The following is a 24,433-nucleotide window of genomic DNA, read 5'->3' as shown; positions in this document are numbered from 1 at the left end:
AGTGCACGGCGCAGCGGGGTGCCGGGCACGGGGCAAACATCTGGGGACGCGATACGGGTCGAACCGTCAGAAAACGATGGCGGTGACGCGTGCGTGGGGCAGTAGCGGTCCGGGGTTCACGCGGAGGTGTCGGACGGGCTCGGCCGGTCTCGCTTCGGGGCGCGAGACTGCAGGAAGGGGGCCCTCAGAAGGCGCACATTCGACACATACAACGAGCACCGGGCGTCATCGTCGCCTCGGTCGCAAGGGTGCGGCTGCTCGTCGTGGTCATGGGTCCAAGTAAAGCAGACGCATCCCTTGACCGATCAACGATGTCCGGATAGCGGACAGAATCCGGCCGCATAGCGGACAACACCGGTCAGGGACGGCCACCCGTCCCGATCACCAGACCCTCCGCGCTGACCTGCACGGACACGGCCGAGAGGTCCCCTACCACCACGTCCGCGTCGAAGCGCCGGCGGTGCGCGTTGTGGTCAAGACCACGGCCCTCATGCCGACCGCGCGCCCCGCCGGCAGGGGTGCGCGCACCGGGTCTTTCGGCCCGTAATACGCTCCCTGCATGCTCGACGCCCTGACGGTCGCCATCGGCGTGGCCGCACTCGCCCTCGCCGCCTGGTGCGGTTTCGCCGCCTGGCGGGACCAGCCGACCAAGGACTGGCACTTCATCGGCATGGCCGTGGTGACCGTTCTGGTCCTCGCTCAGCTGGTGATCGGCCTGGTCCAGCTCGCCCGCGGCGAGAAGCCGGGCCAGGGCACGGTGCTGTTCGTGGCGTACCTGCTGGGCGCCCTCGCGGCCGTTCCGGCCGCCGCGCTGCTCTCGCTGACCGAGCGGACCAAGTGGGGCTCGGTGACGGTGGCCGCCGGCGCGGTCGTCCTCGCCGTCCTCGAAGTACGGCTCTACGACATCTGGGGATCCACCGGTGCCTGACACGACGACTGCCACTCCCGCCACGCGCAAGCGGCTGGTCTCCGGCCCGGGGCTGCTGCTGGTCTGGCTGTACGGGGTGATGGTGGTGGGCGCGGTCTCGCGGTCGGCCTACCAGATCTCCACCGAGTTCGACCGGGCGCCGCTGGCGTACTCGCTGTCCGCGGCGGCGGCACTGGTGTACGCCTTCATCACGTACTCGCTGGTGCGCGGCGGGGAGAGGGCCCGCAAGGCGGCGCTGGTGTGCTGCGCCGCCGAGCTGGTCGGCGTACTGGCCGTGGGGGCCTGGACGCTGGCGCGCCCCGAGGCGTTCCCCGACGCGACCGTGTGGTCCGACTTCGGGATGGGCTACCTGTTCATCCCGGTGATCCTGCCGATCACCGGGATGCTCTGGCTCCGCAAGCGCTGACCCGGTCCCTGCGTCAGACCTGGTCCAGCCCCTGCGTCAGGCGCTGACGGTGAAGTCGGAGGCCTCCTTGGCCTCCTTCTCCAGGATCACCAGCCGGACGCCGTCGGAGGCGGTGCGGCCGCCGACCTGGGTGTAGCCGGCCTTGCGGTACAGACGCAGGTTGCTCTCGCTCTTGTGCCCGGTGTGCAGTCGGTAGCGGGCGGTCCCGTCGTGGCCCGCGAGGGCCTCCTCGACGGCGCGCAGCAGCCGGGCGCCGAGGCCGTGGCCCTGCAGGCGCGGGTGCACGCAGAGCTTGGCGATCTTGCCGGTGCCCTCCTCGTCGACGTTGCCGCGCACCGCGCCGACGATCTCGTCCCCGAGCCGGGCCACCAGTACGGTGTCCGTCGCCAGCTCCGCCTTCAGGGAGTCCAGGGACTGGGTGAGGGGCTGGATGCGGTAGTTGCCGTACAGCTCGGCCTCGCGCTGGAACGCCAGGTACTGCAGTTTGATGATCTGCTCGGCGTCCTCGGCAGCTGCTGCCGAAATGGTCACGCTCATGCCCATGTGCGCATGCCTCCCGCTCACCTGGTGGCCCGTTGGTCTACCGCTCCTTTCCCCACAAGCCAGGAGCCGCAACCTCTGCAGCCAGCATTCTGCGCAGACATCCCAGGCAACGGGAACGGACCGGCCCCAAACTTCCTTGTGAGATACCCAACTCTCCTGCGATTTCACGGTAAGTGAGGTCCCTGGGCGAAAGAAGTGCCCCCATCAGCTCCGGACACCGTCCGGGCAATCGGGCGACCGCCGATCGCAGGGCGCGGTTCTCCTCGCCGTGCAGGAGGGCGTCTTCCGGTTCCGTGGCCGCACTGGTGAGCGGCCCCCCGTGTGCCCCGTCTCCCCCGTGTCCCCCGTCTCCCCCGTCCGCGTGCTGGCGCCGGTGCCCGTACGGGACTTCGCGCCGGGCCCGGCGGCGCGCGCGGCGGGCCTCGGCCCGTACCGCCCGGCGCAGCCAGCGCGCGGGCTCGGCGGCCGCGCGCCGGCACTGGTCGTCGCGTTCCAGCAGCCTGACCCAGACGGCTTGTTCCAGGTCGGCCGCGTCCACTCCGGTGCCGGCGGCCTCGGCGGCCGCCTCGGCGGAGAGCAGCGGGCCGAGCTTCTCAAAGAGGTCAGGCTTCAGCAGGTCCATGCCGGGCGGGACGCGAAGGCCGCGCCCGGCGGTTTCCCCGCCGGGCGCGGCCCACTCGTACGAGAAGCTCCGTCTAGCGGTTGACGCCCCGGCCCGGGCGGAAGTCCTCGGCCGCGAGGAGTCCGGTGTCCGCGTTGTCGGTGAAGATGCCGTCGATGCCCTGTTCGAAGTACGTGCGGAAGGCGCCGAAGGCGTCCCCGTACGCGTTCGGGTCGGTGCCCTTGCGGAAGTCGGCCGGCAGGAAGGTGTTCTCGTTGCGCGCGGTGTAGGGGTGCAGGATCAGGCCCTGCGCGTGGGCGTCCTTGACCAGGGTGGTCGGGGGCAGGAGCTTGCCGGCCGCGTCGCGCGGCAGGATCAGGTCCATGGTCGGGCCGATGCCCTGGGCGAAGCCGGCGATCCACTTCAGGCCCTCGGGCTTGACCAGGTCCGCGACCGTACGGGGGTCGTGGGCCAGTTCGAAGTCCCACGGGCGGGTGGCGGCGCCGGAGAGGAGCACCACGCGCGGCGCCGAGACCAGTCTGGACAGCCGCTGGATGCTGGACGGCTCGAAGGACTGGAGGAAGAGGGGCGCGTTCCGGCCGTCGCGGCCGTGGCGGCGCAGCAGTCTGGCGAGCGGCTCCTCCAGGCCGAGGCCGAGCGAGCGGAAGTAGCTGGGGTGCTTGGTCTCGACGTGCAGCCAGACCTTCTTGCCGCGCCGCTTGCCCTCCCGGTCGGCCCAGCGCAGCACCTCCTCGAAGGTGGGCACCGCCCAGCGGCCGTCGTAGAGCGTGTTGCGCTGGCGGACGGCGGGGATGCGTTCCTTCGCGCGCAGGGTCTTCAGCTCGGCGAGGGTGAAGTCCTCGGTGAACCAGCCGGTCAGCGAGACCCCGTCGATCGACTTGGTGGTGCGCCGGGACGCGAACTCGGGGTGGTCTCCGACGTCGGTGGTGGCGCCGATCTCGTTCTCGTGACGGCATACGAGATGGCCGTCCTTGGTGGGGACGAGGTCCTGCTCGATGACGTCGGCGCCGAGGTCGAGGGCGAGCTGGTAGGAGCCGAGCGTGTGCTCGGGCCGGTAACCGCTGGCCCCGCGGTGTCCGATGACCGTCGGGACGGGGAGGTCCCGGTACCCGCCGCCGCCCCCGCCGCCGCCTTCGGTGGCCGAGGCGGATCCCCCCGAGAGCCCGGTCAGGCCGCCGCCCGCCGCCAGGACGGCCGCCCCCAGGACCGTGCGCCGCGCTGCCCCACCCTGCGTCATGAGTGTTCCTCCATATCGGCCCGAATCGGCCCGCCGATGGTAGGCACCTGCCGATGGCGGGAAGGCGCTGCTGTGGGGAACATGGCGGAAACGTGCGTCAACACTGCGTATCCACCTCGTGAACCCGATGTGCGATCAGACCTGACCCGCGAGTATCGTCCTCACCTGCACTGCCGCAGAGCGGCGAGTGCGCGAACCGCTTTTCGAGCCGGAGGGCCCACGTTGTTCCGTACTGCGCTCATCAAAGCCACTGTCGGACCCGTCATGCGCCTGATGTTCCGCACCCGCGTGGAGGGCATCGAGAACATCCCGGGCTCGGGAGCCGTGATTTTGGCGGGCAACCACCTCACCTTCATCGACTCCATGATCCTGCCGCTGGTGTGCGACCGAACGGTCCACTTCATCGGCAAGGACGAGTACGTGACGGGCAAGGGGGTCAAGGGCCGTCTGATGGCCTGGTTCTTCACCGGCGCCGGGATGATCCCCGTCGACCGTGACGGGGCCAACGGCGGCGTCGCGGCCTTGATGACCGGTCGCAGGATCCTCGAAGAGGGCAAGATCTTCGGCATCTACCCCGAGGGCACCCGCTCCCCCGACGGCCGCCTCTACCGCGGCCGCACCGGCATCGCCCGCCTCACCCTGATGACCGGCGCCCCCGTGATCCCCTTCGCGATGATCGGCACCGACAAGCTCCAGCCCGGCGGCGCGGGCATGCCGCGTCCGGGCCGGGTCACCGTCCGGTTCGGCGAGCCGATGGAGTTCTCCCGCTACGAGGGCATGGACCGCGACCGCTACGTGCTGCGCGCCGTCACCGACTCGGTGATGGCCGAGGTCATGCGGCTCTCGGGCCAGGAGTACGTGGACATGTACGCGACCAAGGCCAAGGAAGCCGCGTAGCGCTCACTGCCGGCGCAGTGACCGGCTGACGCCCGCCGCGGTCGTCGTGGCGAGGATCCAGCCGGTCACGATCAGCAGGTACGACAGCCACTGGTGCCAGCCGCGCGGCGCGTAGGCCGATTCCTGGCCGAAGTCGATGATCGGCAGCATCAGGTCGATGGTGTAGAACACCGGGTTGAACTCGGGAGCCTCCCCCGCCTTCAGCGGTTGCGGGTGCCGCAGCCCGTACGCGATGGTCCCCGTCAGCAGCAGTGCGAGCAGCCAGCCCGCCGCGCGCAGCGGCCGGAAGCCGTAGCCGACGGTGACGTCCTGGAGCAGTCCCCAGAGCCGGGCGGCCCGGGGCAGGGTGCGGCGGTGCCGGCGGAGTTTGGCGAGCTGGACGGTCCGGGCGCCCGCCTCGTCGCCCGCCGTACGGTAGGCCGCGGCGAGCTGCTCGTAGGCGTACGGGAGGTAGCCGGACTCCTCGCGCTCCAGGACGGGCAGCCGCTCCTCGGCGGGGACGTGCGGGCTGAGGGTGCGGTAGCTGAGCCCCTCGATGCGGATCCGCCGCGGCCAGGTCTCGGACGGCATGTGCAGCAGGTCGAACTGGGAGCGCCGCAGGTTGATGGTGCCCTGGACGCACTCGCCGCCGCTCAGCCAGACCTCGCCGATCGCGCAGCTGGAGGCCCGCAGGGCGACTGCGCCGGGGTGGACGAGCCGGGCGTCGCCGAGGAAGAGCTGACCGGGGATCCGGGAGCCCGTGAGGTTGAACATCCCCTGCGATTCCAGCCCCCTGGCCCGTACGTCGGTGCCGACGGTCAGCGTTTCGGCGTGCAGGGATACGGCGCCGGGGGCGAGGAGCCGGGCGTTGTTCAGGTTGATCTGGCCCCCGACGGTGGCGCCGTTGATGCGCGTCTGGCCGTGGACGGTCAGGTCCATGGCGATGACGTCGGTTCCGATGTCGGCGTGGTTGAACTGGAGCGCCGCCTCCTGGCCCTCCTCGGCCGGGCCGGGCGTGCCGATGACCGCCTTTTGGAGGAAGAGTCCGCCGGCTATCCGGGCGCCGGCGAGGCGTACCGGCCCGCTGATGCGGCAGCAGGACAGCTTGAGTGCGATGTCGACGCTGACGGTGGAGGCGGTCAGGCCGGGCAGGGCCGAGTCGCTCAGTGCCAGGGCGCGCAGCCGGGCCCCGTACAGGACGGGTTTGCGCTCGAACCAGCAGGCCCGCAGCCGGATGGCGTGCTCGATGTCGGCGTACTTGAGGTTGAGCTTGCCGGTGATCCGGGCGCCGCGCACGTTCAGGCCGGGGACCTGCCCGTCGGCCGGGAGCTCGCGCAGCAGCAGGAAGGCGAGCACCTCGGCGCGTAGGGTCCGCCCGGGTCCCCAGGCGGCGCCGTCGGTGGCTTCCTCGTCCGGGGCCTCCCGGAAATCGACGCCTTCCCCGCGGGGGAAGGCGTCCCATACGCGGCGCTCCGCCGGGGTCAGGTCGTTGATCTCCATCGCCGGGATGGTGTCTCGCGGCCCGACGGGCTGTCAACCGGCCGCGGGACGCCATCCTCTGGCGGGACGTCAGTGCTCGATGCCGTCCTGGAGCTTCTGCCCCTTCAGCAGGAACCAGGCGGCCGCGGCGGTGGCCAGCAGTACGGCCGCGCCGACGCCCGAGGCGAGCCGGAGTCCGTCCACGAAGGCCTCCTGGGCCGCGCCGACCATCTGCCCGGCGGTCTGCGGGTCCAGCGACCTGGCCGCTTCGACGGCGCCGCCGAGGGATTCGTGCGCGGCGTCGGCGACGGGGCCGGTGACCGAGGCGGGGGCGTTGAAGCCCTGGTAGACGCCGGTGACGATGGAGCCGAGCAGGGCGATGCCGAGGGCGGCGCCGAGTTCGTACGCCGTCTCGGAGACGGCGGAGGCCGAACCGGCCTGTTCCTTGGGGACGCTGGAGAGGATCACGTCGGAGGTGACGGTGAAGGAGAAGCCGGCGCCGAGTCCGACGACGAGCAGGGCCGCGCCGAGCAGGGGGTATCCGCTCTCCTTGTGGATCACGGTGAGCGCGGCGAGGGCCAGGCCGATGGCGGCGAGGCCGCCGGTGACGAGGGACCGTACCGAGTACTTGCGGGCGTACGTGCCGGCGACCAGACCGGTGGCCACCGCGCCGATGGCGGCGGGCAGTTCGGCGAGCCCGGCCTCCAGGGGGTCGCGGCCCTGTACGAGCTGGAGGAACTGGGAGAGGAAGAAGACCAGTCCGGACAGTCCGAAGACGGTGAGCAGGTCGGCGAGGACCGCGCCGGAGAAGCCGCGGTGCTTGAAGAGCCGCATGTCGAGCAGCGGGGACGGCAGCGAGAACTGGCGGCGGACGAAGGCGTACAGGCATCCGGCGCCGATGACGGCGGCGGCCCCGACCCCCCAGGTAGCGCCGTGGGCGGCGACTTCCTTGACGGCGTAGACCACGCCGATGACGCCGACGAGGGACAGGGCGACGCTGACCAGGTCCCAGGGGCCCGAGACCGGATTCTTGGACTCGGGGAGCAGTTTGACGCCGACGAGGACCAGGGCGGCCATCACGGGCAGGTTGATGAGGAAGACCGAGCCCCACCAGAAGTGCTGGAGCAGGGCTCCGCCCACGACCGGTCCGACGGCCGCACCGGCGGAGGCCGTGGCGCCCCAGATGCCGATGGCGAGGCTGCGTTCCTTCGGGTCGTGGAAGATGTTGCGGATCAGCGCCAGGGTGGACGGCATCAGGGTCGCGCCGGCCACGCCGAGGAGCGCCCGGGCGGCGATCATCATCTCGGGGCTGGTGGCGTAGGCGTTGAGGACCGAGACGGCGCCGAAGGCGGTGGCGCCGACCAGGAGCAGCTTCTTGCGGCCGATGCGGTCGCCGAGGGAGCCCATGGAGACGAGCAGGCCGGCGATGACGAAGGAGTAGATGTCGCCGATCCACAGCAGCTGCGTGCCGGACGGCTTGAGGTCCTCGCTGAGCGAGGGCGTGGCGAGGCCGAGCACCGTCGCGTCGACCGCGACCAGCAGGACGGCCAGGACGAGCACGGAGAGCGCGAGCCAGCGCCCGGGGCTCTTGGTTTCCTCCCCCGGCTCCAGACCCAGCTGTTCGGTACGGCTCATTTCTCCACACTCCGTCTTGCGCCACCGAGCAGCAGCTCGATGATCATGTACTGAAAGTCCTTGGCGGCGACCCGGCCGTCCATGACGGCCCAGGCGCACGTGCCGATGAGGCCGTAGAGGGCCTCGGTCAGCCAGGCGGGGCTCAGGTCGATCCGGATGTCGCCCTCGTCCTGGCCGCGCCGGAAGAGCGCGCTGACGCGGGCGTCGAGCCGGGCCCATCCCTCGTTGACCTGGTCACCCTCGAAGAGCTGGTTCTCGGTGACGAGGAAGGCGAGCAGCTCGGCGTTGGGCTCCGTCTCGGCGACGAGCCGCCTGAGCGCGTCGATCGCCGTGCCCTCCTGGAGCCGGGCGTTGTCGAACGCCACCTCGAACTCCCGGATCCCGAGCTCTTCGAGGGCACGTACGAGGGCGTCGCGGCCGGCGAAGTGCCGGTGGAGGGTCGCGCGGCCGATCCCGGCGGCGCGGGCGACCTCGTCCATCGTGGCGGTCGATTTGCGGGAGAGCAGGCCTGCCGCATCGCGGAGCACCCGGTCACGATCCATGGTCATGAGACAAGCATACCCCGAATGAGACGCCACTGTCTCATTCGATCGACAAATGAGCTGCGGACAGTGCAGCCCGAAAGGAATCCTGCCGAGATGAAGCCGCCGAATCCGCCGAAGCCGCTGCTGTTGATCGACGTCGACGGCCCGCTGAACCCGTACGCCGCCCAGGCCCAGCGCCGCCCCGCGGGCTACAGCACGCACCGGATGCGCCCGACGGGCTGGACGGAGGCCGAGAGCCGGCGCCCGCTGCGGGTCTGGCTCGACCACGGCCACGGCGCGGAGCTGCTCGCGCTGGCGGACTCGTACGAGCTGGTGTGGGCGACGACGTGGAAGGACGAGGCCAACGACTGGATAGGCCCGCACCTGGGGCTGCCGAGGCTCCCGTTCATCGACTGGCCGGTGATGCACGGCCGGGCACCGCGCGGGACCTTCTGGAAGACGCAGTACATCCTGGAGTACGCGGGGACGCGGCCCTTCGCGTGGATCGACGACGACATCACGGCCATGGACCGCGAGTACGTCGATGTGCGCCACCCCGCGCGGACCCTGCTGCTGCGCATCGACGAGCGGGTCGGGCTGACCCGGACGGACTTCGACGCGCTGGCGGACTGGGCCGCGTAAATGCCCGCGGGAACGCCGAAGGGGCGGCCGGAGCCCGCGCTCCGGCCGCCCCTTCGGGGGTTCGGCTACTGCTTGTGGGTCGCCCAGGCGTGCTGGATGACCAGGTCGGCCTTGAGCTCGGTGAGCTGGACGGCGACCGCCGACGGGGCGGTGCCGCCGCGGCCGTTGCGGGAGGCCAGCGCGCCCGGCACGTTGAGGACGGTGCGGACCTCCGGCGTCAGGTGCTCGGAGATCTTCGCGAACTGCTCGTCCGTGAGCTCGTCGAGCTCGATGCCGAGCGCCTCGCACTCCTTGACGCACTCGCCCGCGACCTCGTGCGCCACCCGGAACGGCACACCCTGCTTGACCAGCCACTCCGCGATGTCGGTGGCGAGCGAGAAGCCCGCCGGGGCCAGCTCCTCCATCCGCTCCCGGTTGACCGTGAGGGTCGCCATCATGCCGGTGAAGGCGGGCAGCAGGACCTCGAGGGTGTCGCAGGAGTCGAAGACCGGCTCCTTGTCCTCCTGGAGGTCCCGGTTGTAGGCGAGCGGGAGCGCCTTCAGCGTCGCCAGCAGGCCCGTCAGATTGCCGATGAGGCGGCCCGACTTGCCGCGCGCCAGCTCGGCGATGTCCGGGTTCTTCTTCTGCGGCATGATCGACGACCCGGTGGAGAAGGCGTCGTGCAGGGTCACGAAGGAGAACTCCTTCGTGTTCCAGATGATGATCTCCTCCGCGATCCGGGACAGGTTGATCCCGATCATCGCGGTGATGAAGGCGAACTCGGCGACGAAGTCGCGCGAGGCCGTGCCGTCGATGGAGTTGCCGACCGAGCCCCGCTCGAAGCCCAGGTCGGCGGCGACCGCCTCCGGGTCCAGGCCCAGCGAGGAACCGGCCAGCGCCCCCGAGCCGTACGGGGAGACCGCGGTCCGGGTGTCCCACTGCCGCAGCCGCTCCGCGTCCCGGGACAGGGACTGCACGTGGGCCAGCACGTGGTGGGCGAAGAGCACCGGCTGGGCGTGCTGGAGGTGCGTGCGGCCCGGCATCGCCACGTCGGCGTGCGCCTCGGCGAGGCCGACCAGCGCGTCCTGGAGCTCGGCGATCAGGCCGCCGATGGTCCGGGCGTGATCGCGCAGGTACATCCGGAAGAGGGTGGCCACCTGGTCGTTGCGGGACCGGCCGGCCCGCAGCTTGCCGCCGAGGTCGGCGCCGAGCCGCTCCAGCAGGCCCCGTTCCAGGGCGGTGTGCACGTCCTCGTCGGCGACGGTGCCGATGAAGGTGCCGGCCACGACGTCGGCTTCGAGCCGGTCGAGGCCCCCGATCATCCGGTCGAGCTCCTCGGCCGTGAGCAGGCCCGCCTTGTGCAGGACGCGCGCATGGGCCCGGGAGCCCGCGATGTCGTACGGCGCGAGTCGCCAGTCGAAGTGGACCGACGCGGACAGCTTCGCGAGGGCCTCGGCGGGGCCGTCGGCGAAGCGGCCGCCCCAGAGCCGGACGTCACCGTTGTTGCTGCTCACAGCTACTGCTCCTCAAGAGGGTGGATGTGCGGACGGGCTCCCCGCCGCGGAGGTTGCGGGGAGCCGCCCTTGGTACTGCGTGTAACGACTCAGGCGAGGTCGCGGCGCGCGGCGATCTTCGAGGACAGGCCGAAGATCTCGATGAAGCCCTGGGCCTTGGACTGGTCGAAGGTGTCGCCCGAGTCGTAGGTCGCCAGGTTGAAGTCGTACAGCGACTCGTCGGACTTGCGGCCCGTGACGACGGCGCGACCGCCGTGCAGGGTCATCCGGATGTCGCCGGTGACGTGCTGGTTGGCCTCGTTGATGAAGCCGTCCAGCGCCCGCTTGAGCGGGGAGAACCACAGGCCGTCGTAGACCATCTCGCCCCAGCGCTGCTCGACCTGCCGCTTGTAGCGGGCCAGCTCGCGCTCGACGGTGACGTTCTCCAGCTCCTGGTGGGCGGTGATCAGCGCGATGGCGCCCGGGGCCTCGTACACCTCGCGGGACTTGATGCCGACGAGGCGGTCCTCGACGATGTCGATCCGGCCGATGCCCTGGGCTCCGGCGCGCTCGTTGAGCTGCTGGATGGCCTGGAGGACGGTGACGGGCCTGCCGTCGACGGCGACCGGGACGCCTGCCTCGAAGGAGATGACGACCTCGTCGGCCTCCCGCGGGAGGGCCGGGTTCGAGGTGTACTCGTAGATGTCCTCGACGGGGGCGTTCCAGATGTCCTCCAGGAAGCCCGTTTCGACGGCGCGCCCGAAGACGTTCTGGTCGATGGAGTACGGGGACTTCTTGGTGGTCGCGATCGGGAGGTCGGCCTTCTCGGCGAAGGCGATCGCCTTGTCCCGGGTCATCGCGTAGTCGCGGACCGGGGCGATGCACGTGAGGTCGGGGCCGAGGGCGGCGATGCCGGCCTCGAAGCGGACCTGGTCGTTGCCCTTGCCGGTGCAGCCGTGGGCGACGACCGAGGCGCCGTGCTTGTGGGCGGCGGCGACCAGGTGCTTGACGATCGTCGGGCGGGAGAGCGCCGAGACCAGCGGGTAGCGGTCCATGTAGAGGGCGTTCGCCTTGATCGCCGGGAGGCAGTACTCGTCGGCGAACTCGTCCTTGGCGTCCGCGACCTCGGCCTCGACGGCGCCGCAGGCGAGCGCGCGCTTGCGGATGACGTCGAGGTCCTCGCCGCCCTGGCCGACGTCCACGGCGACGGCGATGACCTCGGCGCCCGTCTCCTCGGCGATCCAGCCGATGGCGACGGAGGTGTCCAGGCCGCCTGAATAGGCGAGTACGACGCGCTCGGCCACGGGCTTCTCCTTGCAGTGCAGTCAACCAGTGCAATCAACGACAGGCATAACTATGCATTACTCCGTATGTTTCGTCAATCGATGCCGGTCGTGAGGCTCTGACCAGGCCGAATATCAGAGGCGCCGCCCCCGGACCGCGGCATACGCTCGCGCTCGACACCCCTGGGGAGGGCATATGCGCGCCGGACGGCGAGAGGGAGCACTGGCAGGGCGGGCCGCCGTGGAGCGGCTGGCGCCGGCGTCCGCCGTCGAGCGGCCGGCGCACGCGTGGGAGGCCGCGGGCGATCCGCTTCCGCCGGAGGCCGGGCCGACCGCGTGGACCACTTTCGACCAGGAGGTGCGCAGCTCGGGCCGGCCCTTGAGCAACCACATCGCGGTACGGCTGTGCCACCCCGACGGGCGGATCCGCGCGAGCGCGCTGAGCGCCCCGCACCCGCCGCTGCCGCTGCCGCTGGTCGCGATCCGCACGGCCGACTGGGCCCCGCCGGTGCGCGAGCGGGCCCGGCGGGTACTGGACCAGGCCCTGGCCGCCGACCCCGCGGGCACACTGCCTGCGCTCACCCCGCTCGTACTGCGGCTGGGCCGCCGTGAACACGGCGCCTGGGCCCTGGAGCGGTTCGAGTCGCTGCTCCGCCGTGGTGAGGACCGAGCCCTCGACGCGCTGCTCGCCGGCGAGGACCTGCCGACGCGGCGGTTCGCCGCCCGGCTGTCGCTGGAGCGCGGCGCGTTCGGCGTACGGGAGCTCGCGCGGCGGGCCGCCGCCGAGCACGACCCGGCGACGAGCCGGCTGTGGACGGACGCGGCCCTGGCCGCGATGGCGGCCGACGGGCCGGACGACGCGGCGGTCGACACACTGCTCGGCGGACACGGCCCGATGGTCCGGGCCGCCGGGGTCACCGCGCTGCGCCGGGCGGGGCGGGCGGCGCAGGCCGTGGAGTACCTGACGGACCGCTCCGGCATGGTCCGGGCGTGCGCCCGCTGGCTCGTGCGGCAGGACGGCGGCGACCCGTACGCCCACTACCGCGAGCTGGTCACGGACCCCGCGCGCGTCTCCCCGTACGCGGTGGCCGGCTTCCGCGAATGCGCCGAGCGGGCCGACGCGCCGCTGCTGCGGGCCCTGCTGGGCCACGGGGCCGACGCGGTGAGGGCCGCCGCCGTGGCGGGGCTGCTGCCGGACGACGCCGACCCCGACCTGCTGCTCCCGCTGCTAGTGCTGTGGCCGGGAAGGTTTGCCGGGTCGCGGTGTCCGGTGCGGTGCGTCGCAAGGCGGAGGACCGCGTCTCGTACTGGACGTACTTGCGCGGTCCGACAACACGGCGAGGTGCCGTGCCGGGCGCCGCGACCCGGTGAACCTTTCCGGTCACAGCACTAGACGACCCGTCCGCACGCGTGGCCCGCGAGGTCGCGCGGAGCCTGACGCCGGTGGCCGGGCGGCTGCCCTCCGACCGGCTGCGGGCCCGGATCGCGCCCGAGCGGCCGCTGCACACCCGCCGGGCCGCGTACCGGCTGCTGTGCGCGCGGAGCGCGTTGGACGAACTGCGGGCCTCCGTGGAACTGCTGACGGACGATGACCCGATCCTGCGCCAAAAGGCCGCGCAACGCATCCGGGACATGTGGTCCTCGTACCGTCCGCCCGCCCTGCCGACCCGGGACCCGGAGGTCGGCGCCCTCCTCGACCGCTGCACGGAGCTGTTCAGGGAACACACCATGGCGTGGATGCGCAGACAACTCGCCCTCCCCCCGCAGTAGATTCACGACGGACGGATACTGATCACCATGGGAAAACTTCACGCACGCATAGACGGCCGACTGCGCGAGTTCATCGAGGCGCAGCCGGTCTTCTTCACCGCGACCGCCCCGCTCGCCGGCGACGGCCACGTCAACCTCTCGCCCAAGGGCCGCGCCGGGACGCTCGTCGTCATCGACGAACAGACCCTTGCCTACCTGGACTTCGGCGGCAGCGGCGCCGAGACCATCGCGCACGTCCGCGAGAACGGCCGGATCACCCTCATGTGGTGCGCCTTCAGCGGCCCTCCGAACATCGTGCGCATCCACGGCGAGGGCGAGGCCGTCTTCCGCGACGACCCGCGCTGGGGTGAGCTGATCGCCCTGTTCGGGGAGGCCGACGGCCCCTCCGCGCGGGCGGTCATCGTGGTGCGCGCCCGCCGGATAGCCGACGTGTGCGGGTACGCCGTCCCCCTCATGGAGTACCAGGGCGAGCGCACCCTCCACGCGGAGTACTTCGGCCGCAAGACGGACGAGGAGTTCGCGGCGTACTGCGAGAAGAAGGATTACATCGAAACGAGTCTGGACGGCCTGCCTGCACTGCCGCTTCCCCTGCCGCCCCGTACCGTCTGACGGGTGCTGCGTACCGCCCTCCTCGCCGGCTCGCTGGTCTTCGCCGGCCTGTTCCCGCACGGCCCCGCACCGTTGCCCGCCCGCCTCGCCGACACCGGCGGCGGCAGCCAGCTGATCACGGCCGTCGCCCCCGCCCCCGGGTCCACGACCGGGCGGGTGACCTGGTGGGACCGGCGGGCGGGGCGCTGGTTCGAGGCCGGCAGCGCGCCGGCCCGCTTCGGCGCGAACGGCCTGACCGAGGGCGCGACCCGCACCCAGGGCACCAATACCACGCCGACCGGCCTGTACGACCTCCCGTACGCCTTCGGCATCGCGCACGCCCCGGCCGGGACGGAAGTGCGCTACCGGCGGGTGGCGGCGGGTTCGTGGTGGTGCCAGGACAACGCCTCGGGCAGCTACAACCGCTGGGTGGAGCCGCTGCCCGCCGACTGCGCGCCGGGCGAGGCCGAGCACCTGGTCGCGTACGAGAAGCAGTACGCGCACGCCCTCGTCATCGGCTTCAACTACGAGCGCCCGGTGCGCGGCCGGGGCGCGGGCATCTTCCTGCACGTCAACGGCAAGGGCGCGACGGCCGGTTGCGTGTCGGTCCCGGAGCGGGACATGCGGGCGATCCTGCGGTGGGCGAACCCCCGGCGCCGTCCGCACATCGCGGTCGGCACCGAGTCCGGGGCCCTGGCGGTCACCCGCTACTGAGGCCCGGCGGGTCAGCCTTCCTTCTGCGCGAGGCGCAGGAGGTGATCGGCGAGGGCCTGGCCGCCCGCCGGGTCGCGGCTGATCAGCATCAGGGTGTCGTCGCCCGCGATCGTGCCGAGGATGGCCTGGAGTTCGGCCTGGTCGATCGCCGAGGCGAGGAACTGCGCGGCGCCCGGCGGGGTGCGCAGGACGACGAGGTTCGCGGAGGCCTCCGCCGAGATCAGCAGTTCACCGGAGAGGCGCCGCATGCGCTCCTCCTTCGCCGACTCGCCCAGCGGTGCCTGCGGGGTGCGGAACCCGCCCTCGCTCGGGACCGCGTAGATCAGCTCGCCGCCGGTGTTGCGGATCTTCACCGCGCCCAGCTCGTCGAGGTCGCGGGAGAGCGTCGCCTGGGTGACGCTCAGCCCGTCGTCGGCGAGCAGTTTGGCCAGTTGGCTCTGGGAGCGGACCGGCTGCCGGTTGAGGATGTCCACGATCCGGCGGTGGCGGGCGGTGCGGGTCTGCGGGACGGCCTGGCCGCCGTGCTCGTTGTCCTGCGCCTGACTCATCGTCGTCTCATTCTCCGGATCCGTCCCCATGGGCTGCGTCACTGGCCGCGTCGAGGACGCCGGGCAGCGCCTGGACGAACGCGTCCACCTCGGCCTCGGAGATCACGTACGGGGGCATGAGCCGTACGACGGCGGGGGCGGGCGCGTTGACCAGGAAGCCTGCGTCCTGAGCTGCCTTCTGCACCTGCGGTGCGAGCGACTCGGTCAGCACGATACCCAGCAGAAGGCCCTCGCCACGGACATGGGAGACGAGCGCATGCCCGGAAGCCTCGATTCCGGAGCGCAGCCGCTCGCCACGGGCCTTGACCTGCTCGAGGAGGCCCTGGGCGGCGATGGTGTCGATGACCGCGAGGCCGGCGGCGCAGGCGATCGGGTTGCCGCCGAAGGTGGTGCCGTGCTGGCCGGGCTGGAGCAGGTCCGCCGCCGGGCCGAAGGCGGCCAGGGCGCCGATCGGCAGACCACCGCCCAGCCCCTTCGCGAGTGCGACGAGGTCGGGCTCGACGCCCTCGTGCGCCTGGTGCTCGAACCACTGGCCGCAGCGCCCGATGCCGGTCTGCACCTCGTCGAGGAGGAGCAGGGTGCCCGTCGCGCGGGTGATCTCCCGGGCGGCCGTCAGGTACCCGGGCGGCGGCACGACCACACCGTTCTCGCCCTGGATCGGCTCGATGACGAGGAGCGCGGTCTCCTCGGTGACGGCGGCCCGCAACGCTTCGACGTCGCCGTACGGGACGTGCGTGACATCGCCGGGCAGCGGCAGGAAGGGCCCCTGCTTGGCGGGCTGCCCGGTGAGTGCGAGGGCGCCCATGGTCCGGCCGTGGAAACCGCCGGCGGTGGCCACCATGTGGGTCCGCCCGGTCAGCCGGCCGACCTTGAAGGCGGCCTCGATGGCCTCGGCGCCGGAGTTGCAGAAGAAAACCTTGCCGGAGCGGCCGAAGAGCTGGAGCAGCCGCTCGCCGAGGGCGATGACCGGCTCGGAGGCGTAGAGGTTGGAGACGTGGCCGAGGGTCTGGATCTGCGCGGAGACCGCCTCGACGATGGCCGGGTGGGCGTGGCCGAGGGCGTTGACCGCGATGCCGCCGACGAAGTCGGTGTACTGCTTGCCGTCCGCGTCCCACACCTGGGCGCCGGCGCCGCGTACGAGGGCCGTCGCGGGGGTGCCGTAGTTGTTGGTCAGGGCGCCGCGCCAGCGTGCGGCGTATCCCTGGTTGCCCGTCGACTCGCTCACTGTGCTCCCCCTTGCGGCTCGTTCGGCTCGTGCGGCTGGTGCGGCTCGTTCTGCTCGTTCGGCTCGTGCTGCTCGTCGGGCACGACCATCGTGCCGATTCCCTCGTCGGTGAAGATCTCCAGCAGGATCGAGTGCTGGACGCGCCCGTCGATGACGCGGGCGTTGCTCACCCCGCCCCGTACGGCGTGCAGGCAGCCCTCCATCTTGGGCACCATGCCGCTGGACAGCTCGGGCAGCAGCTTCTCCAGCTCGCTGACGGTGAGCCGGCTGATGACCTCGTCGCTGCTCGGCCAGTCCGCGTAGAGACCCTCGACGTCGGTGAGGACCATCAGCGTCTCGGCGCCGAGCGCGGCGGCGAGCGCGGCCGCCGCAGTGTCGGCGTTCACGTTGTACACGTGGTGGTCGTCGGCGCTGCGCGCGATGGAGGAGATGACCGGGATCCGGCCGTCCGCCAGCAGCGCCTCGATCGCGCCGGTGTCGATGGCGGTGATCTCGCCGACCCGCCCGATGTCGACGAGCTCGCCCTCGATCTCCGGGGTGTGCTTGGTGGCGGTGATGGTGTGGGCGTCCTCGCCGGTCATGCCGACCGCGAGGGGCCCGTGCTGGTTGAGCAGGCCGACCAGCTCGCGCTGGACCTGGCCCGCCAGCACCATCCGTACGACGTCCATGGCCTCCGGGGTGGTGACGCGCAGGCCCGCCTTGAACTCGCTGACCAGGCCCTGCTTGTCGAGCTGGGCGTTGATCTGGGGGCCGCCGCCGTGCACCACGACGGGCTTGAGGCCCGCCTGGCGCAGGAAGACCACGTCCTGGGCGAAGGCTGCCTTGAGGTCCTCGTCGATCATGGCGTTGCCGCCGAACTTGATGACGACGATCTTGCCGTTGTGGCGGGTGAGCCAGGGCAGGGCTTCGATGAGGATCTCTGCCTTCGGCAGCGCGGTGTGCTTCCGGGCGTTCCCGACCGCCCCGCTCATGAGGAGTACGCGCTGTTCTCGTGGACGTACTCGGCCGTCAGGTCGTTGGCCCAGATCACGGCCGATTCGCTGCCGTTGGACAGGTCGGCGGTGATGCGGACCTCCCGGTCCTTCATGGAGACGAGGTCGCGGTCGTCGCCGACCGAGCCGTTCTTGCAGACCCAGACGCCGTTGATGGCGACGTTCAGGCGGTCCGGGTCGAAGGCGGCCTTGGTGGTGCCGATGGCCGAGAGCACCCGGCCCCAGTTCGGGTCCTCGCCGTGGATGGCGCACTTGAGCAGGTTGTTGCGGGCGATGGACCGGCCGACCTCGACCGCGTCCTCCTCGCTGACCGCGCCGACGACCTCGATGCGGATGTCCTTGCTCGCGCCCTCGGCGTCGCCGATCAGCTGGCGGGCGAGGTCGGCGCAGACCGTGCGTACGGCCTCCGCGAACTCCTCGTACGCCGGCGCCTGGCCGGACGCGCCCGAGGCGAGCAGCAGCACCGTGTCATTGGTGGACATGCAGCCGTCGGAGTCCACGCGGTCGAAGGTGGTGCGGGTGGCGGAGCGCAGCGCCTTGTCGAGGGTGGCGCCGTCCACGTCGGCGTCGGTGGTGAGGACGACGAGCATGGTGGCCAGGCCCGGCGCGAGCATGCCCGCGCCCTTGGCCATGCCGCCGACGGTCCAGCCGCCCTGGGAGACGGTGGCCGTCTTGTGCACGGTGTCGGTGGTCTTGATGGCGATGGCGGCGGCCTCGCCGCCGTCCGCGGCGAGCGCGGCGACCGCCGTGTCGATGCCCGGCAGCAGCTTGTCCATGGGCAGCAGGACGCCGATCAGCCCGGTCGACGCGACGGCGACCTCGCCGGCGTTGTGCTCGCCGCCCAGTGCGGCGGCGACCTTCTCGGCGGTGGCGTGGGTGTCCTGGAAGCCCCTCGGGCCGGTGCAGGCGTTGGCGCCGCCCGAGTTCAGGACGACCGCGCTGACGGCGCCGCCGCGCAGGACCTGCTCGGACCAATGCACGGGCGCGGCCTTGACGCGGTTGGAGGTGAAGACGCCGGCGGCGGCGAGTCGGGGGCCGTTGTTGACGACGAGGGCGAGGTCCGGGTTGCCGTTCGCCTTGATCCCCGCCGCGATGCCCGCGGCGGTGAATCCCTGTGCTGCCGTGACGCTCACGGTGCGACTCCGATCGTGGAAAGACCCAGGCTCTCGTGGAGGCCGAGGGCGATGTTCATGCTCTGCACCGCGCCACCGGCGGTGCCCTTGGTGAGGTTGTCGATGGCGCTGATCGCGATGATCCGCTGCGCGGCCTCGTCGTACGCGACCTGGATCTGAACCGCGTTGGAACCGTAGACGGACGATGTCGCGGGCCACCGGCCCTCGGGGAGCAGGTGCACGAAGGGCTCGTCCGCGTACGCCTTCTCGTACGCGGCGCGCAGCGCCTCGGCGGTGGTGCCGGGGAGGGCCTTGGCGGAGCAGGTGGCGAGGATGCCGCGGGGCATGGGGGCCAGGGTCGGGGTGAACGACACCGTCACCCGCTGCCCGGCCGACGGGCTCAGGTTCTGGATCATCTCGGGGATGTGCCGGTGTCCGCCGCCGACGCCGTACGGGCTCATGGAGCCCATGACCTCGGAGCCGAGCAGGTGCGGCTTGAGCGCCTTGCCGGCGCCGGAGGTGCCGGTGGCGGCGACGATGACGGCGTCGGGCTCGGCGAGCCGGGCCTCGTACGCCGGGAAGAGCGCCAGCGAGACGGCGGTCGGGTAGCAGCCCGGCACCGCGATGCGCTTGGACCCCACGAGCGCGGCGCGGGCGCCCGGCAGCTCGGGGAGGCCGTAGGGCCAGGTGCCGGCGTGCGGGGCGCCGTAGAACTTGTCCCAGTCGGCGGAGTCCTTGAGCCGGTGGTCGGCGCCCATGTCGACGACGAGGACGTCCTCGCCGAGCCGGGCGGCGACGGCGGCGGACTGCCCGTGCGGCAGGGCGAGGAACACGACGTCGTGGCCGGCGAGGACCTCGGGCGTGGTCGCCTCCAGGGTGCGCCCGGCGAGCGGCACGAGATGCGGCTGCAGCGCGCCGAGCAGCTGCCCGGCGTTGGAGTTCGCGGTCAGCGCGCCGATCTCCACCTCGGGGTGCGAGAGCAGCAGGCGCAGGACTTCACCACCCGCATACCCACTGGCTCCGGCCACCGCTACACGTACCACCATCGGACCCTCCTCCTCGATGGCATGACTATACGTATCACCGCACGTTTATGCAACGCGCCGCCTGTCCGGCCAGGTCTCGGTCACCGCGAACGAGGTCGCGGCCGTGCACCTGGTCAGGGTCAAGAGGTGACGGGGCAGCCCGGCGGCGCCGCCATCGGGTCCGTCACACCGGCGCCTGGAGGGAGAGGTGCCAGCGGCCCGACCAGCCCGTCAGGGTGATGGTGGAGAGCGGGCGGACGTCGACGTTCCAGTACGTCAGCGGGGGCGCGTTCAGGGCGTAGACCAGGGCGGCGCGGACCACCGAAGGCTCCGCCACCGCCACGATGGCGCCCCCGTCGTCCGCCGGGCGGCTGTCCAGCCAGCTCCCGATCCGGGAGATGAACGAGAGCAGGGACTCCCCGCCGTGCGGGGAGGCCAGCGGGTCGGTGAGCCAGAGGTCCACCGCCGCGGGCTCGTGCGCCGTCACCTGCGCCAGGGTCAGCCCGCGCCAGCGGCCCATGTCGCACTCCCGCAGCGCGGGCTGGGCCAGCGGCGCGTACCCGAGAGCCGCGCCCGTGGCCCGGCTGCGCGGGGTAGGCGAGCAGTAGCGGAGCTCGGCGGCGCCGAGCGGCACCAGCCCCCGCGCGGCGGACTCCACCGCTCGCCAGCCGGCCCCGTCGAGCGGGCGGTCGTCATCGAAGCGCTCGGTGAGCAGCGAGGAACCGCGGGCTGCGGCAACGAGCGAAACCCGAACATGCATGCGGCGATGGTGAGCCGCCGGTCGCACGCGGTCAAGCGTCTGGGGCGAGCGGGTTGCCACCGCCGCCCGGCGCCCCGCTCCCCGGCCCGCCCGGCGCCCCGCTCCCCAGCCCGGCGCGCAGCCGCCGTACCGCCTCGGTCAGCTCCGCCGCGCCCGAGACCCCGGCGAAGCTCATCCGGACGTACGGGCCCGGCGGTTCCGCGCAGAAGTACGGCCGGCCGGGGGCCACCGCCACCCCGGCGCGCAGGGCCGCCGCGGCGAAGGCCGCGTCGTCGTCGCCCCCGCCGGGCCGGACCCACAGCTGGTAGCCCCCGGTCGGGAGATGGGGGAGCTCCACGCCGGGCAGCTCCCGCCGCAGGGCCCCCGCGAGCACGTCCCGCCGGTGGCGCAGCTCCGCGGCGACCGTCCGCAGATGGCGCGGCCAGGCGGGGGCGCCGACCAGCTCCAGGGCGGCCTCCTGGAGCGGCCGGGGCACGAAGAAGCTGTCCACGACCTGGATGGCGCGCAGCCGGTCCAGTACCGGACCCCGGGCGGCCAGCGCGCCCACCCGCAGGCTGGGAGAGGTGGCCTTGGTCAGCGAGCGCACGTGCACCACCACCCCGTCCGCGTCCTCGGCGGCCAGCGTCGCGGGCAGCGGGCCCGCGTCCTCGTGGGCGAGGGCCCGTGCGTAGTCGTCCTCCACCACGAAGGCCCCGGCGGCCCGCGCGATCCGCAGCACCTCGCCCCGCCGCTGCGCGGCCAGCACGGAGCCCGTCGGGTTCTGGAACAGCGGCTGGCACACGAAGACCCGTGCCCCGGTCGCTTCGAAGGCGGCGGCCAGCAGCTCCGGGCGGACCCCGTCGGCGTCCATCGGGACCGGTACGGGCCGGCATCCGGAGGCCCGCGCGATGGCCAGCAGCCCGGGATAGGTCGGGGACTCCACGAGGATCGTCGCCCCGGGCGGGACCAGCGCCCGCAGCGCCGTGGTCAGCGCGCTCTGCCCGCCCGCGGTGACCAGTACGTCGGCGGCCCCGACGGCGCCGCCGATCTCCCGCGCGAACCAGTCCCGCAGTTCCGGGAGCCCCTCCACCGGCGGCCGCCCCCACGCCCCGGGCCGCCGGCCGGCGCGTGCCAGCGCGGCCGCCATGGCCCGCTCGGGCTGGAGCGCGGAGTGCAGGTAGCCGCTGTTGAGCTCGATCACGCCGGTCGGGGGCGCCGCGAGCGTCGCCAGCACCCCGGAGGCGTCCACGGAGCGCGGCACCACCTCCCCGGCGCCTTCCACGCTGAGGGCGACCTCCTGCCAGGAGGTGTCCCCGGAGGCGTGGGCCGAGGTACGGGGCGGCGAGCGGAACACCCCGGCGCCGGGCCGGGTGGTGACCAGCCCCTCGGCGGCGAGCTGCGCGAGGGCCCGCGAGACGGTGACGGGGCTGACCCGGAAGCGCTCGACCAGGGCCCGGCTCGATGGCAGCTTTCCACCTATCGGGTAGCGGTTCAGCTCAGACCTCAGCGATTCCGCAAGTTCAGTCACACTGCTACGCTCGTACATGACAGCACAGAATAGCGCTACTCGCCCCACCACGATAGCGGTCGGGGGCCTCCGGGGCCGCTTCGCGAACCGCTCCGTGAGCAGCGGCACCCTCCTCGCCTCGCTCGGCGTCATCGCCTTCTCGCTGACCTTCCCCGGCACCGCGTGGGGCCTGGAGAGCTTCGGCCCCTGGTCCCTGGTCGCCCTGCGCAGCGTGCTCGCGGCGCTGACGGCCGGCGCCTTCCTGCTGGCCGTGCGCGTGCCGCTGCCCGGCCGCGAGCACTGGGCGGGGCTCGCTGTCGTCGCCGCCGGGGTGGTCGTCGGTTTCCCGCTGCTCACCACCCTCGCCCTGCAGACCTCCACCACCTCGCACGCCGCCGTGGTGGTGGGCCTCCTCCCGCTGACCACCGCCGTGGTGTCCTCGCTGCGCACCGGAGCCCGGCCCTCGCGGCGGTTCTGGGGAGCGGCCGTCGCCGGGGCCGTGGTGGTGCTCGGCTTCACCCTGGCCCAGAGCGGCGGCGCGCTGTCGGCCGGCGACGGGTTCCTCTTCGCCGCCCTGCTGGTGTGCGCGGCCGGGTACACCGAGGGCGCGCGCCTGGCCCGGGTGATGGCCGGCTGGCAGGTGGTCGGCTGGGCACTGGTGCTGTGCCTGCCGCTCAGCGTGGCCGGCTCCGTGCTCGGCCTCGCGTACGAGCCCGTACACCTCACCGCCCACGGGCTGGTCGGTCTCGTCTGGGTGGCGGTCGGCTCCACCTTCTTCGGCCTGTACGTCTGGTACCGGGGCATGGCCGAGATCGGCCCGGCGCGGGCCAGCCAGCTGCAGCTCGCCCAGCCGCTGCTGACCCTGATCTGGTCGGTGGCGCTGCTCGGCGAGCACCTGACGCCGGCGGCGCCCGTGGCCGCCTGCGCGGTGCTCGTCTGCATCACCGTGACCCAACGGGTCAAATAGCATCAGAACGCCCTAAACTGCTAGCACCGGATCGGACCGCACCGAGGAGGTCAGCTATGCGCGCGACCGAGGGCGACCAGTTGGTGCAGCACGGCAGGATCGTGGGCCAGCACGACAAGGTGGGTGAGATCACCCAGGTACTGGGTGAGGACGGAACCCCGCCCTACCGGGTCCGTTTCTCCGACGGGCACGAGGCCGTCATGTCCCCGGGCCCCGACTGCGTGGTGAAGCACCCGAGCGAGCCCACCCAATGACACCGGACATTCAGCGCGGCGGCGCCGCCGTCGCATAGTGGTCGGCCACCACCCTGGCCATCGCTCCGTTGGGGTCCGCGACCACGTGCTTCGCCGAGAAGTAGACGTGGCCGCGGACCTCCGCGTACTTCCGGGCGAAGGTCACGTGCCGCGACAGCTCCTTCGGATCGCGCCACGCGGCGGTCGAGCTCTCGGGGTCGCAGCGGTACAGGCCCTCCCCCACGTAGAGCTGCACGCGCGTGCCGGCGACCACCCGCGCCCACCAGGGGACGAGCGCGGCGTAGTCGGCCGTCGGGTGGCCGATGTGCCAGTAGGCCTGCGGCACGATGTGGTCGATCCAGCCCTCGCGTACCCACTTGCGGGTGTCCGCGTACAGGTCGTCGTACGTCCCGAGGCCCGCCCGCGTCGGCGAGCCGAGCGGGTCGCGGTCCTTGTTGCGCCAGACCGCGAAGGGGCTGATGCCGAAACGGACCGACGGCCGCAGCGTCCGCAGCCGCTCGGACATCTCCCGGACCAGCGTGTCGGTGTTGTGGCGGCGCCAGTCGCCGCGGTCGGCGAAGGAGCCGCCGTGCAGCTCGTAGGCCTCGTCGTCGTCGAACTCCTGCCCCTCGACGGGGTAGGGGTAGAAGTAGTCGTCCCAGTGCACCGCGTCCACGGCGTAGCGGGACACGGCGTCGAGCATGACCTCCTGCACGAACCGGCGCACTTCCGGCAGCCCGGGGTTGTAGTACAGCTTGCCGCCGTACGGGACCGCCCAGCCGGGGTTGCGGCGGGCCGGGTGTTCGGGGACGAGCCGGTCGAGGTCGGTGTGGTTGGCCACGCGGTACGGGTTGAACCAGGCGTGCAACTCCAGCCCCCGGGCGTGGGCTTCGGCGACGGCCGTGCCGAGCGGGTCCCAGCCCGGGTCGACGTCCTGCTCCCCGGTCAGCCACTGCGACCAGGGCTCCCGCGCCGCGGGCCACATCGCGTCGGCCGTGGGCCGCACCTGCAGGACGACCGCGTTGAGCCGGCGCCGCACGGCGGTGTCGAGGAGGCCCAGCAGCTCGGCCCTCTGCTCCCCGGCCGAGAGCCCGCTCTCGGAGGGCCAGTCCACGTTCTGTACGGAGGCGATCCACATGCCGCGGAACTCCGCCACGGGCGCCTTCGCCGGAGCCTCGCGCTCCGCCCGGCCCCGCCCGTCCGGTTTCGTCCCCTGCGCCGCTTCTGCCGGACCGCCCGACGCTGCCGCGGCCAGCACGCCCGCGGCTGTGGCCAGCACTCCCCGCCGTCCCATGTACGCCATGTGAGGACTCCGTTCCGTTCCGTGACATTGCCGTGCGTCCGCCCAGCATGCCCGCCCCGGCCC

Annotated in this window: 26 protein-coding genes; 10 read left to right on the top strand and 16 right to left on the bottom strand. The window is 72.3% G+C overall.

The features are described 5' to 3' along the window. The first annotated feature begins 559 nt into the window (after positions 1-559). Complete coding sequence (locus ACFWBF_RS16760) at positions 560-928, top strand: hypothetical protein (protein WP_385234514.1); 369 nt, start codon at positions 560-562, stop codon at positions 926-928. Continuing rightward, positions 921-1,334: a hypothetical protein gene (locus ACFWBF_RS16755; RefSeq protein ID WP_385601610.1), complete on the top strand. Its 414-nt coding sequence runs from the start codon at positions 921-923 to the stop codon at positions 1,332-1,334. The genes ACFWBF_RS16760 and ACFWBF_RS16755 overlap by 8 nt, the downstream gene beginning before the upstream one ends. A gap of 36 nt (positions 1,335-1,370) precedes the next feature. Here the strand turns inward: ACFWBF_RS16755 and ACFWBF_RS16750 are convergent, their stop codons facing one another. From ACFWBF_RS16750 to ACFWBF_RS16740, 3 genes are all read right to left on the bottom strand, one after another. Then, positions 1,371-1,877 (bottom strand): GNAT family N-acetyltransferase, encoded by a 507-nt coding sequence (locus ACFWBF_RS16750; protein WP_385234508.1) that lies wholly within the window; start codon positions 1,875-1,877, stop codon positions 1,371-1,373. 37 nt (positions 1,878-1,914) lie between these two features. Next, positions 1,915-2,499 (bottom strand): sigma-70 family RNA polymerase sigma factor, encoded by a 585-nt coding sequence (locus ACFWBF_RS16745; protein WP_385601607.1) that lies wholly within the window; start codon positions 2,497-2,499, stop codon positions 1,915-1,917. A gap of 73 nt (positions 2,500-2,572) precedes the next feature. Further along, positions 2,573-3,736, bottom strand: a complete 1,164-nt coding sequence (locus tag ACFWBF_RS16740; protein WP_385601605.1) for a glycerophosphodiester phosphodiesterase — start codon at positions 3,734-3,736, stop codon at positions 2,573-2,575. A 264-nt stretch (positions 3,737-4,000) separates the two neighbouring features. Here ACFWBF_RS16740 and ACFWBF_RS16735 point away from each other — a divergent pair, with 264 nt between their 5' ends. Beyond that, the gene (locus tag ACFWBF_RS16735) at positions 4,001-4,633 is read left to right on the top strand and encodes a lysophospholipid acyltransferase family protein (RefSeq protein ID WP_385233465.1); all 633 of its coding nucleotides are present in this window, start codon (positions 4,001-4,003) and stop codon (positions 4,631-4,633) included. 3 nt (positions 4,634-4,636) lie between these two features. Here the strand turns inward: ACFWBF_RS16735 and ACFWBF_RS16730 are convergent, their stop codons facing one another. The 3 genes from ACFWBF_RS16730 to ACFWBF_RS16720 form a co-directional block, all read right to left on the bottom strand. Next, positions 4,637-6,112 carry a membrane-associated oxidoreductase gene (locus tag ACFWBF_RS16730; protein WP_385601602.1) on the bottom strand — a complete coding sequence of 492 codons (1,476 nt, stop codon included), beginning with the start codon at positions 6,110-6,112 and terminating at the stop codon, positions 4,637-4,639. 69 nt (positions 6,113-6,181) lie between these two features. Further along, positions 6,182-7,726, bottom strand: a complete 1,545-nt coding sequence (locus ACFWBF_RS16725; protein WP_385601599.1) for an MFS transporter — start codon at positions 7,724-7,726, stop codon at positions 6,182-6,184. Beyond that, positions 7,723-8,274 carry a TetR/AcrR family transcriptional regulator gene (locus ACFWBF_RS16720; RefSeq protein WP_385601596.1) on the bottom strand — a complete coding sequence of 184 codons (552 nt, stop codon included), beginning with the start codon at positions 8,272-8,274 and terminating at the stop codon, positions 7,723-7,725. Before ACFWBF_RS16720 ends, ACFWBF_RS16725 begins: the two co-directional genes overlap by 4 nt. Before the next feature lie 90 nt (positions 8,275-8,364). Here ACFWBF_RS16720 and ACFWBF_RS16715 point away from each other — a divergent pair, with 90 nt between their 5' ends. Next, complete coding sequence (locus tag ACFWBF_RS16715; RefSeq protein ID WP_385601593.1) at positions 8,365-8,892, top strand: HAD domain-containing protein; 528 nt, start codon at positions 8,365-8,367, stop codon at positions 8,890-8,892. A gap of 65 nt (positions 8,893-8,957) precedes the next feature. On the opposite strand, the gene argH is transcribed toward ACFWBF_RS16715, so the two are convergent. Further along, positions 8,958-10,385, bottom strand: coding sequence for an argininosuccinate lyase (gene argH, locus ACFWBF_RS16710; protein ID WP_385601590.1), 1,428 nt, complete (start codon positions 10,383-10,385; stop codon positions 8,958-8,960). Positions 10,386-10,474: 89 nt separating this feature from the next. Further along, complete coding sequence (locus tag ACFWBF_RS16705) at positions 10,475-11,668, bottom strand: argininosuccinate synthase (protein WP_385601588.1); 1,194 nt, start codon at positions 11,666-11,668, stop codon at positions 10,475-10,477. Positions 11,669-11,843: 175 nt separating this feature from the next. Here ACFWBF_RS16705 and ACFWBF_RS16700 point away from each other — a divergent pair, with 175 nt between their 5' ends. The 4 genes from ACFWBF_RS16700 to ACFWBF_RS16685 are packed head-to-tail and all read left to right on the top strand — an operon-like array spanning position 11,844 to position 14,719. Continuing rightward, positions 11,844-13,040, top strand: coding sequence for a hypothetical protein (locus ACFWBF_RS16700; protein WP_385601585.1), 1,197 nt, complete (start codon positions 11,844-11,846; stop codon positions 13,038-13,040). Positions 13,041-13,057: 17 nt separating this feature from the next. Next, on the top strand, positions 13,058-13,417 hold the full coding sequence (locus ACFWBF_RS16695; RefSeq protein WP_385601582.1) for a hypothetical protein: 360 nt from the start codon (positions 13,058-13,060) through the stop codon (positions 13,415-13,417). A gap of 27 nt (positions 13,418-13,444) precedes the next feature. Then, positions 13,445-14,026, top strand: a complete 582-nt coding sequence (locus tag ACFWBF_RS16690) for a pyridoxamine 5'-phosphate oxidase family protein (protein WP_385601579.1) — start codon at positions 13,445-13,447, stop codon at positions 14,024-14,026. A gap of 3 nt (positions 14,027-14,029) precedes the next feature. Next, positions 14,030-14,719 (top strand): L,D-transpeptidase, encoded by a 690-nt coding sequence (locus ACFWBF_RS16685; RefSeq protein ID WP_385601576.1) that lies wholly within the window; start codon positions 14,030-14,032, stop codon positions 14,717-14,719. 11 nt (positions 14,720-14,730) lie between these two features. Here ACFWBF_RS16685 and ACFWBF_RS16680 read toward each other — a convergent pair whose 3' ends face one another. From ACFWBF_RS16680 to ACFWBF_RS16650, 7 genes are all read right to left on the bottom strand, one after another. Further along, the gene (locus ACFWBF_RS16680) at positions 14,731-15,267 is read right to left on the bottom strand and encodes an arginine repressor (protein ID WP_266937803.1); all 537 of its coding nucleotides are present in this window, start codon (positions 15,265-15,267) and stop codon (positions 14,731-14,733) included. A 7-nt stretch (positions 15,268-15,274) separates the two neighbouring features. Next, complete coding sequence (locus ACFWBF_RS16675) at positions 15,275-16,492, bottom strand: acetylornithine transaminase (protein ID WP_385601573.1); 1,218 nt, start codon at positions 16,490-16,492, stop codon at positions 15,275-15,277. Beyond that, a complete protein-coding gene (gene argB / locus ACFWBF_RS16670; protein ID WP_385601570.1) occupies positions 16,489-17,463 on the bottom strand; it encodes an acetylglutamate kinase in 975 nt (324 codons plus the stop codon). Before argB ends, ACFWBF_RS16675 begins: the two co-directional genes overlap by 4 nt. Beyond that, entirely contained in the window at positions 17,460-18,617 is a 1,158-nt protein-coding gene (gene argJ / locus ACFWBF_RS16665) for a bifunctional glutamate N-acetyltransferase/amino-acid acetyltransferase ArgJ (protein ID WP_385601567.1), read from the bottom strand. The genes argB and argJ overlap by 4 nt, the downstream gene beginning before the upstream one ends. Further along, positions 18,614-19,642: an N-acetyl-gamma-glutamyl-phosphate reductase gene (gene argC, locus ACFWBF_RS16660; RefSeq protein WP_385601564.1), complete on the bottom strand. Its 1,029-nt coding sequence runs from the start codon at positions 19,640-19,642 to the stop codon at positions 18,614-18,616. The genes argJ and argC overlap by 4 nt, the downstream gene beginning before the upstream one ends. Positions 19,643-19,805: 163 nt before the next feature. Continuing rightward, a complete protein-coding gene (locus ACFWBF_RS16655; protein WP_385601561.1) occupies positions 19,806-20,381 on the bottom strand; it encodes a histidine phosphatase family protein in 576 nt (191 codons plus the stop codon). Between the two features lie 31 nt (positions 20,382-20,412). Next, complete coding sequence (locus ACFWBF_RS16650; RefSeq protein ID WP_385601558.1) at positions 20,413-21,906, bottom strand: PLP-dependent aminotransferase family protein; 1,494 nt, start codon at positions 21,904-21,906, stop codon at positions 20,413-20,415. Here ACFWBF_RS16650 and ACFWBF_RS16645 point away from each other — a divergent pair. After that, positions 21,905-22,834: a DMT family transporter gene (locus tag ACFWBF_RS16645; RefSeq protein WP_385601555.1), complete on the top strand. Its 930-nt coding sequence runs from the start codon at positions 21,905-21,907 to the stop codon at positions 22,832-22,834. The two genes, ACFWBF_RS16650 and ACFWBF_RS16645, sit on opposite strands and share 2 nt — an antisense overlap. Positions 22,835-22,890: 56 nt before the next feature. Next, positions 22,891-23,088, top strand: coding sequence for a DUF1918 domain-containing protein (locus ACFWBF_RS16640; RefSeq protein WP_385601553.1), 198 nt, complete (start codon positions 22,891-22,893; stop codon positions 23,086-23,088). A gap of 10 nt (positions 23,089-23,098) precedes the next feature. Here ACFWBF_RS16640 and ACFWBF_RS16635 read toward each other — a convergent pair whose 3' ends face one another. Further along, entirely contained in the window at positions 23,099-24,370 is a 1,272-nt protein-coding gene (locus tag ACFWBF_RS16635) for a glycoside hydrolase family 10 protein (RefSeq protein WP_385601550.1), read from the bottom strand. Positions 24,371-24,433 lie beyond the last annotated feature (63 nt).

This window comes from Streptomyces sp. NPDC060028, from assembly GCF_042736725.1.
Taxonomy (GTDB): domain Bacteria; phylum Actinomycetota; class Actinomycetes; order Streptomycetales; family Streptomycetaceae; genus Streptomyces.
This window is presented reverse-complemented; position numbering and strand designations above follow the sequence as displayed.